The 14,785-nt window shown below is 45.6% G+C and carries 18 protein-coding genes; 1 reads left to right on the forward strand and 17 read right to left on the reverse strand.

What is annotated here, in order from left to right; all coding sequences use genetic code 11:
* Window positions 1–156: 156 nt before the first annotated feature.
* From panD to ACRRQV_RS04115, 8 genes are all read right to left on the reverse strand, one after another.
* Complete coding sequence (gene panD, locus ACRRQV_RS04080; RefSeq protein WP_432527953.1) at window positions 157–540, reverse strand: aspartate 1-decarboxylase; 384 nt, start codon at window positions 538–540, stop codon at window positions 157–159.
* Window positions 533–1,381: a pantoate--beta-alanine ligase gene (gene panC / locus ACRRQV_RS04085; protein WP_432527955.1), complete on the reverse strand. Its 849-nt coding sequence runs from the start codon at window positions 1,379–1,381 to the stop codon at window positions 533–535. The genes panD and panC overlap by 8 nt, the downstream gene beginning before the upstream one ends.
* Window positions 1,382–1,607: 226 nt before the next feature.
* The gene (locus tag ACRRQV_RS04090) at window positions 1,608–2,591 is read right to left on the reverse strand and encodes a biotin--[acetyl-CoA-carboxylase] ligase (protein WP_432527957.1); all 984 of its coding nucleotides are present in this window, start codon (window positions 2,589–2,591) and stop codon (window positions 1,608–1,610) included.
* Window positions 2,569–3,702 (reverse strand): CCA tRNA nucleotidyltransferase, encoded by a 1,134-nt coding sequence (locus tag ACRRQV_RS04095; RefSeq protein ID WP_432527959.1) that lies wholly within the window; start codon window positions 3,700–3,702, stop codon window positions 2,569–2,571. Before ACRRQV_RS04095 ends, ACRRQV_RS04090 begins: the two co-directional genes overlap by 23 nt.
* Window positions 3,699–4,841, reverse strand: a complete 1,143-nt coding sequence (bshA, locus tag ACRRQV_RS04100) for an N-acetyl-alpha-D-glucosaminyl L-malate synthase BshA (protein WP_432527961.1) — start codon at window positions 4,839–4,841, stop codon at window positions 3,699–3,701. The genes ACRRQV_RS04095 and bshA overlap by 4 nt, the downstream gene beginning before the upstream one ends.
* Window positions 4,842–4,852: 11 nt before the next feature.
* Window positions 4,853–5,257, reverse strand: coding sequence for a methylglyoxal synthase (mgsA, locus tag ACRRQV_RS04105; RefSeq protein WP_432527963.1), 405 nt, complete (start codon window positions 5,255–5,257; stop codon window positions 4,853–4,855).
* Window positions 5,258–5,270: 13 nt separating this feature from the next.
* Window positions 5,271–6,071, reverse strand: coding sequence for a 4-hydroxy-tetrahydrodipicolinate reductase (gene dapB, locus ACRRQV_RS04110; RefSeq protein WP_432527965.1), 801 nt, complete (start codon window positions 6,069–6,071; stop codon window positions 5,271–5,273).
* Entirely contained in the window at window positions 6,071–6,406 is a 336-nt protein-coding gene (locus tag ACRRQV_RS04115) for a nucleotide pyrophosphohydrolase (RefSeq protein WP_432527967.1), read from the reverse strand. Before ACRRQV_RS04115 ends, dapB begins: the two co-directional genes overlap by 1 nt.
* A gap of 106 nt (window positions 6,407–6,512) precedes the next feature.
* Here ACRRQV_RS04115 and ACRRQV_RS04120 point away from each other — a divergent pair, with 106 nt between their 5' ends.
* Entirely contained in the window at window positions 6,513–7,382 is an 870-nt protein-coding gene (locus ACRRQV_RS04120; protein ID WP_432527969.1) for a YitT family protein, read from the forward strand.
* Window positions 7,383–7,516: 134 nt separating this feature from the next.
* Here ACRRQV_RS04120 and ACRRQV_RS04125 read toward each other — a convergent pair whose 3' ends face one another.
* From ACRRQV_RS04125 to aroA, 9 genes are all read right to left on the reverse strand, one after another.
* Window positions 7,517–8,191 carry a zinc metallopeptidase gene (locus ACRRQV_RS04125; RefSeq protein ID WP_432528177.1) on the reverse strand — a complete coding sequence of 225 codons (675 nt, stop codon included), beginning with the start codon at window positions 8,189–8,191 and terminating at the stop codon, window positions 7,517–7,519.
* A gap of 56 nt (window positions 8,192–8,247) precedes the next feature.
* On the reverse strand, window positions 8,248–8,859 hold the full coding sequence (locus tag ACRRQV_RS04130; RefSeq protein ID WP_432527971.1) for a DUF1405 domain-containing protein: 612 nt from the start codon (window positions 8,857–8,859) through the stop codon (window positions 8,248–8,250).
* 61 nt (window positions 8,860–8,920) lie between these two features.
* The gene (locus ACRRQV_RS04135; RefSeq protein ID WP_432527973.1) at window positions 8,921–9,700 is read right to left on the reverse strand and encodes a c-type cytochrome; all 780 of its coding nucleotides are present in this window, start codon (window positions 9,698–9,700) and stop codon (window positions 8,921–8,923) included.
* 38 nt (window positions 9,701–9,738) lie between these two features.
* Window positions 9,739–10,413 (reverse strand): menaquinol-cytochrome c reductase cytochrome b subunit, encoded by a 675-nt coding sequence (qcrB, locus tag ACRRQV_RS04140; RefSeq protein ID WP_432527975.1) that lies wholly within the window; start codon window positions 10,411–10,413, stop codon window positions 9,739–9,741.
* 21 nt (window positions 10,414–10,434) lie between these two features.
* Complete coding sequence (locus tag ACRRQV_RS04145) at window positions 10,435–10,938, reverse strand: ubiquinol-cytochrome c reductase iron-sulfur subunit (protein WP_432527977.1); 504 nt, start codon at window positions 10,936–10,938, stop codon at window positions 10,435–10,437.
* Between the two features lie 140 nt (window positions 10,939–11,078).
* Entirely contained in the window at window positions 11,079–11,531 is a 453-nt protein-coding gene (locus ACRRQV_RS04150) for a YpiF family protein (RefSeq protein ID WP_432527979.1), read from the reverse strand.
* Between the two features lie 5 nt (window positions 11,532–11,536).
* Entirely contained in the window at window positions 11,537–12,100 is a 564-nt protein-coding gene (locus tag ACRRQV_RS04155) for a ReoY family proteolytic degradation factor (RefSeq protein WP_432527981.1), read from the reverse strand.
* Window positions 12,101–12,114: 14 nt separating this feature from the next.
* On the reverse strand, window positions 12,115–13,368 hold the full coding sequence (locus ACRRQV_RS04160) for a tetratricopeptide repeat protein (protein WP_432527983.1): 1,254 nt from the start codon (window positions 13,366–13,368) through the stop codon (window positions 12,115–12,117).
* Window positions 13,369–13,490: 122 nt separating this feature from the next.
* Entirely contained in the window at window positions 13,491–14,774 is a 1,284-nt protein-coding gene (gene aroA / locus ACRRQV_RS04165) for a 3-phosphoshikimate 1-carboxyvinyltransferase (RefSeq protein WP_432527985.1), read from the reverse strand.
* Window positions 14,775–14,785 lie beyond the last annotated feature (11 nt).

The following is a 14,785-nucleotide window of genomic DNA, read 5'->3' on the forward strand; positions in this document are numbered from 1 at the left end:
TAAAACTTCGTTTAGCTCATTCTGCAAATAAAACCTGGAATTCTGCAAACAAAGTTCGTTTTTCCGCAAATAAAACCTGAATTCCGCAAACAAACTGGCGTTTCCTGCAAATAAAACGCCAAATAAAAACAGCCTCCACTAATGGAGGCTGTCGGCTTACATAACTGTTGCTTCGGGTTCGTAGTTGATGATTTCGCGAACGCTGTTATCTTCGTTCATGATGGCCACTGTCGGTTTATGGCTACGTGCGTTTTCATTCATGACGTACGCGTAAGACAAAATGATCACAATATCGCCGCGCTGCACAAGGCGAGCTGCAGCGCCATTTACACAGATGACGCCGCTTCCGCGTTCCCCGGCAATAATATACGTCTCAAACCGAGCGCCGTTATTGTTGTTGACGATGTGCACTTTTTCATTCGGCAGCATGCCAACCGCATCCAGCAAATCTTCGTCGATTGTAATGCTTCCCACATAATTCAAATCAGCTTCGGTTACGGTCGCGCGGTGGATTTTCGAATTCAGCATCATTCTAAGCATTGGTCAGTTCCCCTTTTAAGTTAATAATGACGTTATCGATCAAACGTGCTTTTTCAAATTGAACAGCGAGCGCCAAAATGGCTTCGTTTTTGATGTCGGTTGTCAGCGACGGATAATCAAGCATCTCAACATAATCGATTTTGCCTGATGTGTGTTCGTTGATATAATCCACCATTAACGTGATCGGCTCTTTTCCAGCCAGAACAGCTTGCTTGCCCAGCTGCAGCGCTTTGTTCAAGTACGGCGCTTCTTGCCGTTCGGTGTCGCTCAAATACACATTGCGTGAGCTTTTCGCAAGGCCGTCCGCTTCCCGCACTGTTTCGCCTCGGCGAATCTCCAATGGGAAATTGTAATCTTCCACAAGCGACTCAATAATCGCCAATTGCTGGGCATCTTTTTGCCCGAAATACGCAAGGTCTGCTTGAGACAAGTGGAACAATTTCGTGACCACTTTCAACACTCCGTTAAAATGCCCGGGACGGGTGGCGCCGCAGAGGACATCCGCTTGAGCTCCGACCGTAAAAGCAATTTGCGATTCGCGCGGATACATTTCTTCCACAGAAGGGGCAAAAATGATGTCCGTTCCCGCTTCTTCTGCCAATTGCTGATCACGCTCCAAATTTCTTGGGTAGCGGTCAAAATCTTCATTCGGGCCAAACTGGGCAGGGTTAACGAAAATGCTCATTACAACTTTGTCATTTTCCTGTTTGGCTTTTTTGACCAAGGACAAATGCCCTTCGTGCAAAAAACCCATCGTCGGCACTAAACCGATCGTTTGCCCGGATTTTTTCATTTCTTCCACCCAGTCGTTCAGCTCTTGCACTGTTTCAATCGTTCGCATTCATTATTCTCTCCTTTTTGGGAGTAACCATATAAAAGCCCCTCCGCCGCAAAAAATTGGACAGAAGGACAGAAAAGTCGAATTTGGTTTCCTCCGTCCCTGTCATTGAAATGATCAAGGCAGACTTTTAGTTTGTAATTAATGGCTGAAAAATACATGGTGCAGTTCGCTCGCGATACTGCCCGCTAAAAACACTATACCAGAACGTTAAGAAAAAAACCAAACATCAATTCCGCATTTCAATATCAGCGGAATAAATGCCGTGAAGCTTGCCATCAGGCGTCCGCAGCTGAAGCACGCCATCTTCTGTGATGCCTTCCGCGATGCCTTCGAGCGTTTCTTTGGCCATGCGCGCCCGAACCGGACGGCCAATCGTGGAAGAATAGCTTTCCCACATCAGCTTTAACATGCCGAAGCCTTGTTCAACATACAAATTCGTATATTGTTCCAAATGAAACAAAATCGCCGCCGTCAGTTGCTGCCGATCTACTTTTTTGCCGCTTGCCATTTTCAGCGATGTGGCTATTTCTTGGATTTCCGGGCTGAATTCTTCTTTATCGTGGTTGACGTTCATGCCGATGCCGATAATCAAGGCTTGGATGCCATCCGCATCTGATTGCAATTCGGTTAAAATGCCGGTGCATTTGTTGCCGTTCAATAAAATATCGTTCGGCCATTTGATTTCCGGCTTGACCCCCGCCACTTCTTCAATGGCCCGGACAACTGCGACAGCTGCCACCAGCGTAAACTGCGGCGCTTTTTGCGGAACCACGTTCGGCCGCAAGATGACGCTCATCCAAATGCCTTTTTTGGGTGCCGAATCCCATTTGCGAGCCAACCTTCCCCGTCCCGCTGTCTGCGCTTCTGTCAGGACCACCGTCCCGGCAGCTGTTCCTTCTTGTGCCAATTGATGGGCTATGATTTGCGTCGACTGACACGATTCAACAAATTCCATCACACGGCCGATTTCTGCCGTCTTCAACAAGGATTGAATGGCCAGCGGTTCTAATGTATCCGGCATCTGCTTTAAGCTATATCCCCGTTTTTTCACGGATTCAATTTCATAGCCTTGTTCTTCAAGTTCTTTAATGTGCTTCCAAATTGCGGTGCGTGAAACGCCGAATTCTTCCGCCAGCTGCTGGCCGGAAATAGCGGTGCCTTGTGCTTCTATTAAGCGCTTCGCCAGTTTATGCGTGACGGTAATATTCATTGATAAACCAATCCTTTATCTTTTCTTTATCATTCTGCAACAAACCATAGACAATTTGCCGCTCCATTTTTTCAATCCACTCTTTTAGCCACGGCCCTTGTTTTGTTCCGCTCCATTGCATTAAATCATTGCCGCTTGCTGCCATGTCGGTTTTTGAACGAATTGGCAGCCGGCGTTTTTGCTCAGCAATCGCCATTTCCTTTTTTAGCAGCGCCGCAGCCATCGTTAATTCTTTTTCGGAATACGAGTAAATTGTCCACTCATCCCACTGCTCTCTACGTGCTGCAGCAAGCGTGTTTTTCAAGATGCGCTTTTCTTCATTTGAAAATTTATAAAGCGACACCTCTGCTGCTGTTTTTTCTTGCCAATACAGAAGATAGGCCCAACCGTACAAAGCATCTGCTTGCGGAGAAAATTCCGTCCAATCGATCTTAAACAAATTGCCCGCAGGCAAATGTTCAGTCAACAAGGAACTTGCCAAATAATCCATGCTCCGCTTAGCGTGAGCCGTTAAAAAAATTTTATCGATTTCGTTTTTGATTCGTTCAACTGCAATGGTTCGGATCAGTTTGGCTTGTCTTTTAATTGAAGCTAGTGTGCCCGCTTCAATGCTAAAGTCAAGCTGGCTCGAAAACCGGACTGCTCGCAGCATCCGCAAAGCGTCTTCTTGGAACCGCTGATCAGGGTTTCCAACTGCTCGGATCACCCGACTCTCCAAGTCCTCTTTGCCGCCGAACGGATCAATGATGCGAAAATCTTCGGCCATCGCCATGGCATTGATGGTAAAATCGCGCCTTTTCAAATCTTCTTCCAGCGAGTGGACAAATTCGACCGAATCCGGACGGCGATTGTCTGTATACGTTCCATCGGTCCGGAACGTCGTCACTTCAATGCCTTCGCCGTTCAATCGGACCAGCACTGTTCCATGTGCTATGCCCGTATCGATCGTTTTCGAAAAAACTTGTTTTACTTCAACCGGTGAAGCATTTGTTGCCACATCAAAATCATCCGGCGCCTTCCCAAGCAAAAGATCGCGCACCGCTCCGCCGACCATATACGCTTCAAAGCCGGCGTTTTCCAATGCGCGAATCACTTCTACTGCAGTCTTCATTTTGCTTCGCCCCTATCGAGCAAAGATTCGTAGATGGCTTCATATTGCTCGAGGATCATCGTTGAATGAAAACGATTTTTCACAGTCGCCAACGATTCTTTTTTCATTTCTTCATGCAGGTTTTCATTTGATAAGATTTCGAATGCATAGGCTGCAGCTTGCTCAGTATCGCCTAGTTCCACCAAAAATCCGTTTTTCCCAGGTTCGATAATTTCCGGCATGCCGCCGATATTCGCGCCGATGCATGGAACCCCGCACGCCATCGCTTCTAAAAGAACAAGGCCAAAAGCTTCTTTTTCCGATAACAGCAATTTAAGATCGCTCATATTGTAAAGTTCCGATAAATTATCGCGTTTGCCGAGAAACAGCACGTTGTCTTCAATCCCCAATTCTCTCACTTTTTGGATGACGCTGTTCATCTCTGGGCCATCGCCGATCAAGAGCAGTTTGGCGGCTAGCTCTTGCTGAATCCGATAAAACGTATCAACTACATCAGCTACTCGTTTGACTTTCCGGAAATTCGAAACGTGGATAACGACTTTATCATCTTCTGAGATGCCAAATTCCTTTTTCAGACGGCTGGCGTCTTTTACGGTATATTCCCGTTCGTCAACAAAATTATAAACCGTTTGTATTTCTTTATCAGGAGCAATCAGTTCATGCGTTTGCTGTTTTAACGAATCTGAAACAGCGGTCACCACATCTGATTTTTCAATGCCATAACGGATAGCCTCTCTTAAAGAAGAGTCAGAGCCGAGCACCGTAATATCGGTGCCATGCAGCGTTGTAACGATGCCGATATTCGATCCTGCCATATCGCGGCCAAGAATCGCACAGACTGCGTGTGGAATCGCATAATGGACATGCATCAAATCCAATTTTTCATTTTTGATGACTTCTGCAATTTTTGTCGCAAGCGCAATGTCGTAAGGCGCATATTGAAACACCGAGTAGCTGTTGACGTCCACTTGGTGGCTAAATACATTCGGATAAATCCGGTTCAAGCGAAAAGGCGTGCTAGACGTTATAAAATGTACTTCATGCCCTTTTTCTGCGAGCATTTTACCGAGCTCGGTCGCGATGACTCCAGACCCGCCCACTGTGGGGTAGCACGTGATGCCAATTTTCATTTTTCGCAAATCTGCCCCTCCTATTCTCTTCGTTCACGAATCAAACGCCAATCGACAAATCCTTCTTCCAATCCTTTTAACAGCACTTCAGCTGTTCCCATGTTTGTTGCGAGCGGTATGTTGTAGACGTCGCAAAGCCGAATCAAAGCCGTAACATCGGGTTCATGCGGCTGGGCCGTCAATGGATCGCGGAAAAAAATAACCATGTCCATCTGGTCTTGTGCGATCATCGAGCCAATTTGCTGATCGCCTCCAAGCGGACCGGAACGGAAAAGCGTTACAGGCAGGCCAGCTTCATCAATCACACGTTTTCCGGTTGTGCCGGTCGCGAAAAGCGCATGTCCGGTCAAAATCGGTTTAAATGCAACCACAAACTGGACCAAATCATCTTTTTTACGGTCATGGGCAATCAATGCGATTTTCATTTCATCTTCTCCCTTATCCAATAATATGTTCAAGTCCGTACACGAGTTCTTCCAAAGTCATGACGGTTTTTATTGATAAAACTACTCCAGACATAAAAGATCCCCGGTTAAAGGAGTCGTGTCGTATGGTTAAGAGTTGCCCCTCGCCTCCAAGCAGCACTTGCTGATGGGCCACCAACCCCGGCAGCCGCACACTGTGGATGCGCATGCCATCGTAATCAGCGCCTCTTGCGCCTTTGATCGTTTCTTTTTCTCGCGGATGCCCTTGTTCATGAACCGGGCGCTGCTGTGAAATTAAATGCGCCGTCTTCATAGCGGTGCCGCTTGGCGCATCCAGTTTTTGGTCGTGATGCATTTCAATGATTTCCACATCTGGCAAATACTTTGCCGCCTGTTCCGCGAACTTCATCATTAATACTGCCCCAACGGCAAAGTTCGGCGCAATAATGCAGCCGATTTTCTTTTCTTTCGCAAAACGCGTTAATTCGCTTAATTCTTCATCTGAAAACCCGGTCGTTCCGACGACTGGACGGATGCCGAGTTCAAGCGCCTGTTTTGTATGCTGATAAACCGATTCCGGAGAAGTTAAATCCACCAGAACATCCGGTTTGGTTTTGGCATGAAGATCTTTTAAATTGGTGAAAACCGGTGCTGTATAAGATGGCGGAAAAAGGTTGGTCGCTTCGAGCGTATCGCCAATTTCCTTATAGTCCAAAACAGAAACAAGCTGCATTTCGGAATTTTTCATTACGGTATGTACAGCTTCTTGCCCCATTCTTCCTCGTGCACCAGCAATAGCGACTCGAATTGCCATTATTCCTCATCCTTTCTGGTCCAGCGGTCTTTATCACGCGTATTAAATTTATGCATCACCCGATCATGGGCTGTTTCCAAATCAATGTTCAACGAATTAGCCATGCAAATCAAGACAAACAGCATATCGCCCATTTCGTCTTCGATGCTGTTTTCGGCCTCTGTTTCTTTCTTTTTCTTCGGCCCGTAATTATGCAGCACTTCTCGCGCCAATTCCCCCAGCTCTTCAGTCAAGCGGCCTAACAATTCCATCGGTTCAAAATAGCCTTCTTTGAATTGCCCAATATAATTATCTACTTCTTGCTGTAGTTCGTTCATTGTCTTATGCCCCGTCATTTCATCACACTCCTGATTTTATCGTAAAGAAAAGGAATGATGTTGTCAAAATCATTATTATAGAAGATAATACAGAAGTTGAAGTTTTGCATGGGAGGCGTTCGGCTTGTTTAAAGGGCTACAAATTAAAAATATCATTTTCATCGTATTAGGAGCAGCCATCTTTAGCTTTGGATTTGTTCATTTCAATATCCAAAACGAATTGGGAGAAGGCGGCTTTGCAGGCATCACTTTAATTTTGTTTTTCTTATTTAAATGGGATCCTGCTTTAATGAACTTATTATTAAATATACCTTTGTTTTTTATTGGTTGGAAATTATTAGGGAAAAAAGTTTTCTATTATACAATCATTGGAACTGTATCGGTTTCGGTCTTTTTAAAAATTTTCTTGGCATATGAAATTCAAATCAATTTGCACCAAGATTTGTTTTTGGCCACTCTTTTTGCCGGCGTATTCGTCGGACTTGGACTCGGCATCATTTTCCGGTATGGCGGTACTACGGGCGGCGTAGACATAATAGCGCGCCTCGTTCAAAAATATTCAGGCTGGAGCATGGGCAAAACGATGTTCTTGTTTGATGCCTGCGTCATTGTTCTGTCCCGCTTAACATTTTTGGACAACCGGACAATGATGTATACACTGGTTGCGGTTTTTGTGGGCGCCCGCGTAATCGATTTTGTGCAAGAAGGCGCTTATTCAGGACGTGGTGCGATGATCATTTCCAATCACCAAGAAGAAATTGCCAGCCGCATTTCGAGTGAAATGGACCGCGGCATTACGATTCTACGAGGCTATGGCCATTTTACAAAAGAAGAACGTGAAGTTTTGTATTGCGTCGTAGCGAAAAACGAAATTGTCCGTTTGAAAAGCATTATCAATACCGTGGACCCCCATGCTTTTGTTACGCTCATGGAAGTCCACGACGTCATGGGCGAAGGTTTCACGCTTGATGACCAAAAACAGCCAATCGGATGATTGGCTGTTTTTCATTTCCAGAAGTTTGGAAGCTTGTTGGAAAGTTTGTGCAAGTTGTTCCTTGTGAAATACGCACTCTCAGATCAATATCCTAATGCAAAAAAAACCGGTCCGATAATTCGGACCGGTTTTACTTATGAACGGTTCATGTTGGTGTAGATCAAAACTAAACGAGCAAGTTCCAGCACAGCTACTGCTGTTGCGGCAACATAAGTCATAGCGGCAGCGCTTAACACTTTTTTCGCATGGCGCTCTTCTTCATTGCGGATAATGTTATGCGACAGCAACTGATCCATTGCGCGGCTAGAAGCGTTAAACTCGACTGGCAGCGTAATGAGTTGGAACAAGACACCCGCAGCCAACAATACGATTCCGACTAACAAGGCACCGCTCCAAGCTGAGAACAAGCCAATCATGATGAAAATCCAAGAAGCGTTTGACGACAAGTTGACAACCGGCACTAGGCGATGGCGCAATCGAAGAAACGAATACGCTTCAGCGTCTTGAATCGCATGGCCCACTTCGTGTGCAGCTACAGCTGTTCCTGCAATAGAAGCTTCGTGGAAGTTGTGTGAACTTAAGGCAACGATTTTAGTTAGCGGGTTGTAATGATCACTTAACATGCCGCGGCTTTCGACAACTTGCACGTCATGCAAGCCGTTTTGGTCCAAAATGATCCGAGCCACTTGTGCACCGGTTTTGCCAGAAGTCGAGCGAACTTTTGAATATTTGCTATACGTTCTTTTTAATTTAAATTGAGCCCATAACGGAATAATTAGCAGCAGAACAAAGTAAAGAAGAAATCCCATATCGTATTTCCACACCTCTTTCTAGCTATTTCTTACTCTTATTTTACCGGCTATAGTCAACTTTGGTCAACTGAAACGCTGTGCCGCTTATTGGCATTTACCACAAAACACGCAAACGCAATGCAGAAAATCGACAGCCAAAAAGTGAAATAGCCGATTTGGCTGCTGTAGGCATTCAAGCTGCTGTAAATGGGCATTTGGCCGAATACGTAATCGATGACATCGTTATGCAGCGTCCATACCGACGTGATTGCTACTGCCCACCATCCAAAGCGGTAATGTTCAATATACAAAACCGCTTGCATGGCCATAGCAAAATGGGAGATGACCAGCATCCACCCCAACGCGCCAATCGACCCGACTTGCCATAGCGTCAGCAAGTTCATGACCACAGCCCATAATCCGTATTTGATGAGCGTAATAAATGCCAAAGCTTCAAACAAAGAACTGCGCTTGCCGAAAATCCATAAGCCAAGCACCACCGTGAAAAACAAACTGGCGGTCGGGCTGTCCGGAACAAAAATTAAAAATTTCGGCTCCGTAATTTCCAACTGCCAGCCGTACCAGATATAGCCGTAAATCGTTCCAAGCAAATTGACGATAAATAAAAGAATAAGAAAAGGCCGATACATCAGCCACATTGAAAGACTGCGCATAAAAGAAAGCATTGGTTTCTTCCTTTCAGAGTAGTAAAAAAGAGCCGGTTTCCCGACTCTCTAGTTACGTTTATTATTCAGATAATCCATCGATGAATTCAGCTAAAGTTTTTAGATCTTCGTCTGAACCTTCCCATGATGGCGGCATTTTTTGTTGTCCGTCTTCTTCGATACCATTCTGAGCGATTTCAGCGATTTCTTCTGCTGTGTGCTCAGTTTGAGTAAGAGCCGGTCCAACTGCGCCTTCTAGGTTTTCTCCGTGGCAGTTGATACATGCAGAACCTGAATAAATTTCATATCCTGGATCGCTCGTATCAATTTCCACTTCCTCAACGATTTGTCCTTGAGCTTCAGCAGCTTCCCAGTCATGGTTCACTACAGATTCCCAAGTCAAAAAACAAATAGCGGCTACAGCCAAAAGTCCAAATGCCACTGGCAATGGGCGTTTTGAAATGCGGCGTTCTGGACCTGGATCCAAGAATGGCGCCAAAGCTAATGCTCCAAAAGCAATGCCTGGAATAATCATAGCTCCAACAATGTTAAACGGACCAGATGCGAATTGATATTTAAGTAGTTGGTATAAGAATAAGAAATACCAGTCTGGCAAAGGAATATAGCCCGTATCTGTTGGATCGGCTTGGCCTTCAAGCGGCGAAGGATGCGCAACAGTCAGAAGCAAGTAACCAATCAAGAAGACAGCACCAATCATCCATTCTTTCAAAAGGAAGTTGGGCCAGAAAGCTTCTGTTTTACCAGGGTATTCGGAATAATCTTTAGGGATATTCGGCTTACGGTGTTGTAAACCAGGCACACGAGAATCCCCTACAAATTTCATCCCTTTTCCGCGATGCATAGTGTCCCCTCCTTTATAAATGCTCAGTTCCGTCTAGCTTATAGCGGCCCTGAAATACCTTGTCTTCTGATCATGATAAAATGCGCGCCCATCAACCCAAGTAATGCGGCAGGCAAGAAGAATACATGAATCGCGAAGAAGCGTGTTAATGTTTGTGCACCAAGGATTGTTGCATCCCCAGCAAGAAGGACTTTGATCATTCCACCGATTACTGGAACCGATGCGGCAATCTCAATACCTACTTTAGTTGCGAATAAAGCTTTCATATCCCATGGAAGCAAGTAGCCTGTGAAGCTGAGCCCTAGGATTACAGCGAAAAGCAAAACGCCGACGATCCAGTTCAACTCACGAGGTTTTTTGTAAGCACCTGTAAAGAACACACGCAATGTGTGTAGGAAAATCATTACAACTACTAGAGAAGATCCCCAGTGATGCATCCCGCGCACGATTTCTCCAAAAGCAACTTCATTTTGAAGATAATAAACCGACTGCCAAGCATTTTCAATATCTGGCACATAATACATTGTTAAGAACATACCGGATAAGATCTGGATTACTGTGATGAAGAATGTTAGTCCTCCGAAGCAGTAAACGAATGCTGAGAAGTGGTGTGCGGGGTTTACGTGTTCCGGTACTTCATGGTCAGCAATATCACGCCAAATCGGCGTAATGTCTAAACGCTCATCTACCCAATCATATAACTTGTTTAGCACTGGTGTCGTACCCCCTAACTATTAAATTAAACTGTTTGCTTTTACTGCGCCGATAGCAAGAAAACCATCGCGGTCTTCTACTGTAAATTCATCAAGCGGTCCAAGCGGTGGTGTTCCCGGAATGTTTTTACCATTTTTTTCATAACGACCCGCGTGACACGGGCAGAAAAATTGTTCCGGGTGATCTGGGCTAGCGTTCCAGTTGACTGTGCAACCCAAATGCTTGCAGACTGGCGAAAGCGCGATAATTTTGTCGCCTTCTTTATACACCCATGCAGAGCTTGTTACTTCAGAGGTATACCATGCATCTACTTGCTCATATGCGAAGTCGACACGTACTGGCTCTTCTGTTAAATCAGCTACTGCTTGGTCAGTCAATACGAAATCCCCAGCTGCATTCTCTTGGAGAACTGGGTCTACCGCAAAACGAATCATCGGCATTAGCATTCCTGCTGCCATGAAACCGCCAACGCCTGTTAACGTATAGCCTAAAAATTGACGTCTTGATACACGATTGTTACTCATCCTTTTCCCCCCTCTAACATTCAAGGTCAGTCCAATGGACATACTCATTCAAATATAATTACTAGGACAACCTAATGATATATCAATAGAAAGTGCAGGTCAATATTGCAATCAATCTATTATGCGAGATTGTGAACATTTCATGAAAGCTTTGTCCACTCTTTTGTAAACAGCGGCAGCACTTGGCGCAACTGGTCTTCCATCACTGTATTTTTAAATTTCTGGTCCATGTGTTCGATTGGTATTGCGGGCAGCCACAAGACATTTTCCAAGCTTTCAATATTTCGCCAAGCGGCGTCAGCCGTCAAATAAAATACATGCTTAAAATCAGCGCCTTGCAATTCTGCCGCAAGCTCTGCCGCCAATCGTTCCCGATCGGCTTTTTTGGCATAAGAAACAGGCGGAAGCAAAAGAATCCGCCCTTTAAATTGTTTTTCTAATAAAGCAGTTAAGGTCTGCAAATACTCGGACGCCCCTGCCGTTCGCTTGGCGCCTTCTGCACTTAAATCAATTTCAACCAATGGCACAATTGCCGTATCCACGTATTCTTTTTGACCCAAATATTGATCCATGTCTTTCGCAGTAAAATACATAAGCTTTAGTCACTCTCCGTTTTCTTTAGGGATTGAATTGATTGAAGCAATGCCGAGAGCCGGAAAAATTCTTCACGGTCATTGGCATCAAGCGCTTCATCAATTTGCAGTAAAATGGCTTCCTCTTGGAACACCGACATGCTTTCCTCTAACATTTTCTCTGCTAGCAGGCGGTCTTGGTCGCTGATTCCGGCATTTTTTGGCATATACGGATTTTCTTCCAACACACCTAAATAAAGCGCGGAAGGGGGCCGATTTGGAAAGTTCAACTGCACATACAAATCGTCTTCCGGATTGAGCCGCAAATCATGAAACGATTTTTCGGCATCAGCCGTCATCAAATTGCCTTTGTAAAAACGAAACGGAATGTCTGCCGATTCAGTTGAGGACATGACCATCGCACGAGGGCAATAATGTGCTTCTTCCACAAAATGCGTTTTTTCAAGCAACTCTTCGTTGCTTAGCATATAATTTAAAATCCAAATGCATTCACGTCTTTTCATTTTATGCGATTGCAATAACCAACGGACAAATTGTTTTTTCTCCCCCACTGAAACCGAAGCGGTCATGTGTGTTCCTCCCTTCATTCAACAGACTGCAGCCAATCAACCCAGTCGGGATTTTCCGGCTCTAAGTGCTGTAATTCTTTTATAAGTTCGATGGCGCGTTCTCGATTTCCTTCTTCCAGCAAAAAGCGCGCATATTTTTCCAGGAACGCCGAATCGTCGCTGAACGCCGGGTAAGCTTTATCAAAATATGCGGCCGCTTTGCTGAATTGCTCGGTCCGCTCATACGACTCTGCAATCATCGGATAAAGGCCTGTCCAGTCGTCTTCATTGGCAACAACCGTCTCAGCCAGCTCCAATACATCTTCATCTTTTTCTTCTGCATGGAAAAACGATACAAGGGTGTAGATTGCCTCCATATATTCCGGATCCAGGGCAATGGCTTGGCGCAAATAGTCAACGCCAGCTTCTTGGTCACCGAGTTTCAGCGCCAATTTCCCAGCAAACAAATACAGCTCTTTATCAAATTCGTTTCGCGCGATGCCTTCTTGGATCGCCGCGTAGGCCCCTTTATAGTCTTCTGACATATTCAAGCTTTGGGCGCGTAAAAAATAAGCGGAAAAATAATCCGGGTCTATTTCGATCAATTCATCGAGCCAACGAACCGCCATTTCGTATTGTCGTGTTTGGAACGCTGCGAATGCCGCTCCGAACACGACATCCGGCTGCTTTACATCTTTAAGCGCTTCGTTGTAATGAGGCAGCGCTTCTTCATAAGCCGCCCCGGCACTGTACACTTCCGCCAGACGTTCCGACAAGTTGACACCTTCTAGTTCGATGCGTTGATCTTTCAAGTCCTGGTAAATTTTCGCAGATTCTAAATACCGGCCCGAATCCAGCAAGAGTTCCGCTTTTGCCTGCATCAATAACGGTTCGTCCGGCAACAGCTCAATTGCTTCGTTTAAGCGGTTTTCAGCCGCTTCCAAAAGCCCTTGCAGCTGGAACAAATCAGCTAGAGTCACAAGCGCCTGTGGATACATTTCGTCGTCTTTTGAAATTTCCATCAACGCGTTCAACGCTTCATCTTCCCGGTCCACTTCGATCAGCCGATTGGCCCGGTCGATTGATAACTGCCCTTCATCCGGAAAAATAAATTGCAAATGCTCCAATACTTTTATCGATTCTTCGATAAAACCGATTTCTGCCAGCCATTCCGATAACTCATATTGTTCATCCGGATCTCCGCTTAATAAATATTGGTCCAACAAAGTATGGACGGATTCCATATTGCCTTGTTCGACCGCTTTTTGAATATCTTCTATGTTTGCCATGCAATCACCTATTCTTTTTCATTTTCCTATACATATCCTACACGAAAGCCTCTTGTAAGCATAATAAAAACTCCCCTTCCGGAGAGTTTCGAGCACCGCTGAAAAGAGCTGGCAATTTGTAATTATAGGATTAATTGATTCATGTGATCGATAAAGTTCGGATAAGACACCGAAATGCAATCCGGATCGTCAATTTCAATGGTTCCTGAAGCGGCAAGCGCCGCTACAGCTGCCATCATGCCAAGACGGTGGTCGCCGTAAGAAGCCATTTGTGCACCGTGTAAAGGCGTTGGGCCATGGATAATCATGCCATCAGCAGTCGCTTCGATAGACGCGCCGATTTTTGACAGTTCTTCGACCACCGCTGCAATGCGATCGGTTTCTTTTACCCGAAGTTCTTCCGCATCTTTGATAACAGTCGTGCCTTTTGCCTGAGTGGCAATGAGCGCAATCAGCGGCAGTTCATCAATCAGGCGAGGAATGAGAGTTCCTGATATTTCAACAGCCGACAATTCGGAAGATCGAATGGTTAGATCCGCAGAACGTTCCCCGTCTGTCGCCAGTTCTTCAACTTCAAAATCGGCGCCCATTTGCTGAATGACATCCAAGATGCCGGTCCGGGTCGGATTAATGCCGACATTTGTTAAGCGGACTTCGCTGCCTTTTGTAATTAACGCCGCACCAATGAGAAAAGCCGCAGAAGAAATGTCGCCCGGCACTTTGACATGCGCCGCCGTCAATTTCTGGCCGCCTTCAAGCTCGATTTTCCCTTTTTCACGGGTGAGGGCCGCTCCAAAATGCTCCAGCATAATTTCGGTATGGTCCCGGCTGGCAATCGGTTCTCTGACAACCGTTCTTCCATCGGCTTTTAATGCCGCCAGCAAAATGGCGGATTTGACTTGTGCACTGGCAACAGGCAGCGTGTAATCAATTGCGGAAAGGCCAGTGCCTTGAACGGCTAACGGTGTATACTGCCCGTCTCGGCGGCCGCGGATATCTGCTCCCATCAAACGAAGCGGATCGATAATGCGTTTCATCGGCCGTTTGGCAATTGACTGGTCTCCTGCTAGGACCGAATGGAAGCCGGTTCCCGCCAGCAGCCCGAGCATCAGCCGGGTCGTTGTTCCGGAATTTCCGGTATCCAGTATTTCTGAAGGTTCTTGCCACGCATCTTCTCCGCCGCTTTCTATAGTCACCTTGTCTCCTGCCAATTCAATGTTGACACCCAGTTTTCGAAAACAATGAATAGTGCTGAGGCAATCATCTCCTAATAGAAACCCTTCCACCGTTGTGGTTCCTGTGGCCATTGAACCGAACATGATTGAACGATGGGAAATGGATTTATCCCCAGGTACTTGTACGCTTCCTTTCAACGAAGGATCTAAATAAGTTAACGTTAATGCCATTTCAATCTTCC

This window comes from Planococcus sp. YIM B11945, from assembly GCF_050864155.1.
Classification (GTDB): domain Bacteria; phylum Bacillota; class Bacilli; order Bacillales_A; family Planococcaceae; genus Planococcus.

Bases quoted from the DNA above. Each gene is read 5' to 3' on its own strand.
- panD (WP_432527953.1), bottom strand. From the start codon at position 540: ATGCTTAGAATGATGCTGAATTCGAAAATCCACCGCGCGACCGTAACC.
- panC (WP_432527955.1), bottom strand. From the start codon at position 1,381: ATGCGAACGATTGAAACAGTGCAAGAGCTGAACGACTGGGTGGAAGAA.
- ACRRQV_RS04090 (WP_432527957.1), bottom strand. From the start codon at position 2,591: ATGAATATTACCGTCACGCATAAACTGGCGAAGCGCTTAATAGAAGCA.
- ACRRQV_RS04095 (WP_432527959.1), bottom strand. From the start codon at position 3,702: ATGAAGACTGCAGTAGAAGTGATTCGCGCATTGGAAAACGCCGGCTTT.
- mgsA (WP_432527963.1), bottom strand. From the start codon at position 5,257: ATGAAAATCGCATTGATTGCCCATGACCGTAAAAAAGATGATTTGGTC.
- dapB (WP_432527965.1), bottom strand. From the start codon at position 6,071: ATGGCAATTCGAGTCGCTATTGCTGGTGCACGAGGAAGAATGGGGCAA.
- ACRRQV_RS04115 (WP_432527967.1), bottom strand. From the start codon at position 6,406: ATGACGGGGCATAAGACAATGAACGAACTACAGCAAGAAGTAGATAAT.
- ACRRQV_RS04125 (WP_432528177.1), bottom strand. From the start codon at position 8,191: ATGGGATTTCTTCTTTACTTTGTTCTGCTGCTAATTATTCCGTTATGG.
- ACRRQV_RS04130 (WP_432527971.1), bottom strand. From the start codon at position 8,859: ATGCTTTCTTTTATGCGCAGTCTTTCAATGTGGCTGATGTATCGGCCT.
- ACRRQV_RS04135 (WP_432527973.1), bottom strand. From the start codon at position 9,700: ATGCATCGCGGAAAAGGGATGAAATTTGTAGGGGATTCTCGTGTGCCT.
- ACRRQV_RS04145 (WP_432527977.1), bottom strand. From the start codon at position 10,938: ATGAGTAACAATCGTGTATCAAGACGTCAATTTTTAGGCTATACGTTA.
- ACRRQV_RS04150 (WP_432527979.1), bottom strand. From the start codon at position 11,531: ATGTATTTTACTGCGAAAGACATGGATCAATATTTGGGTCAAAAAGAA.
- ACRRQV_RS04155 (WP_432527981.1), bottom strand. From the start codon at position 12,100: ATGACCGCTTCGGTTTCAGTGGGGGAGAAAAAACAATTTGTCCGTTGG.
- ACRRQV_RS04160 (WP_432527983.1), bottom strand. From the start codon at position 13,368: ATGGCAAACATAGAAGATATTCAAAAAGCGGTCGAACAAGGCAATATG.
- aroA (WP_432527985.1), bottom strand. From the start codon at position 14,774: ATGGCATTAACGTTAACTTATTTAGATCCTTCGTTGAAAGGAAGCGTA.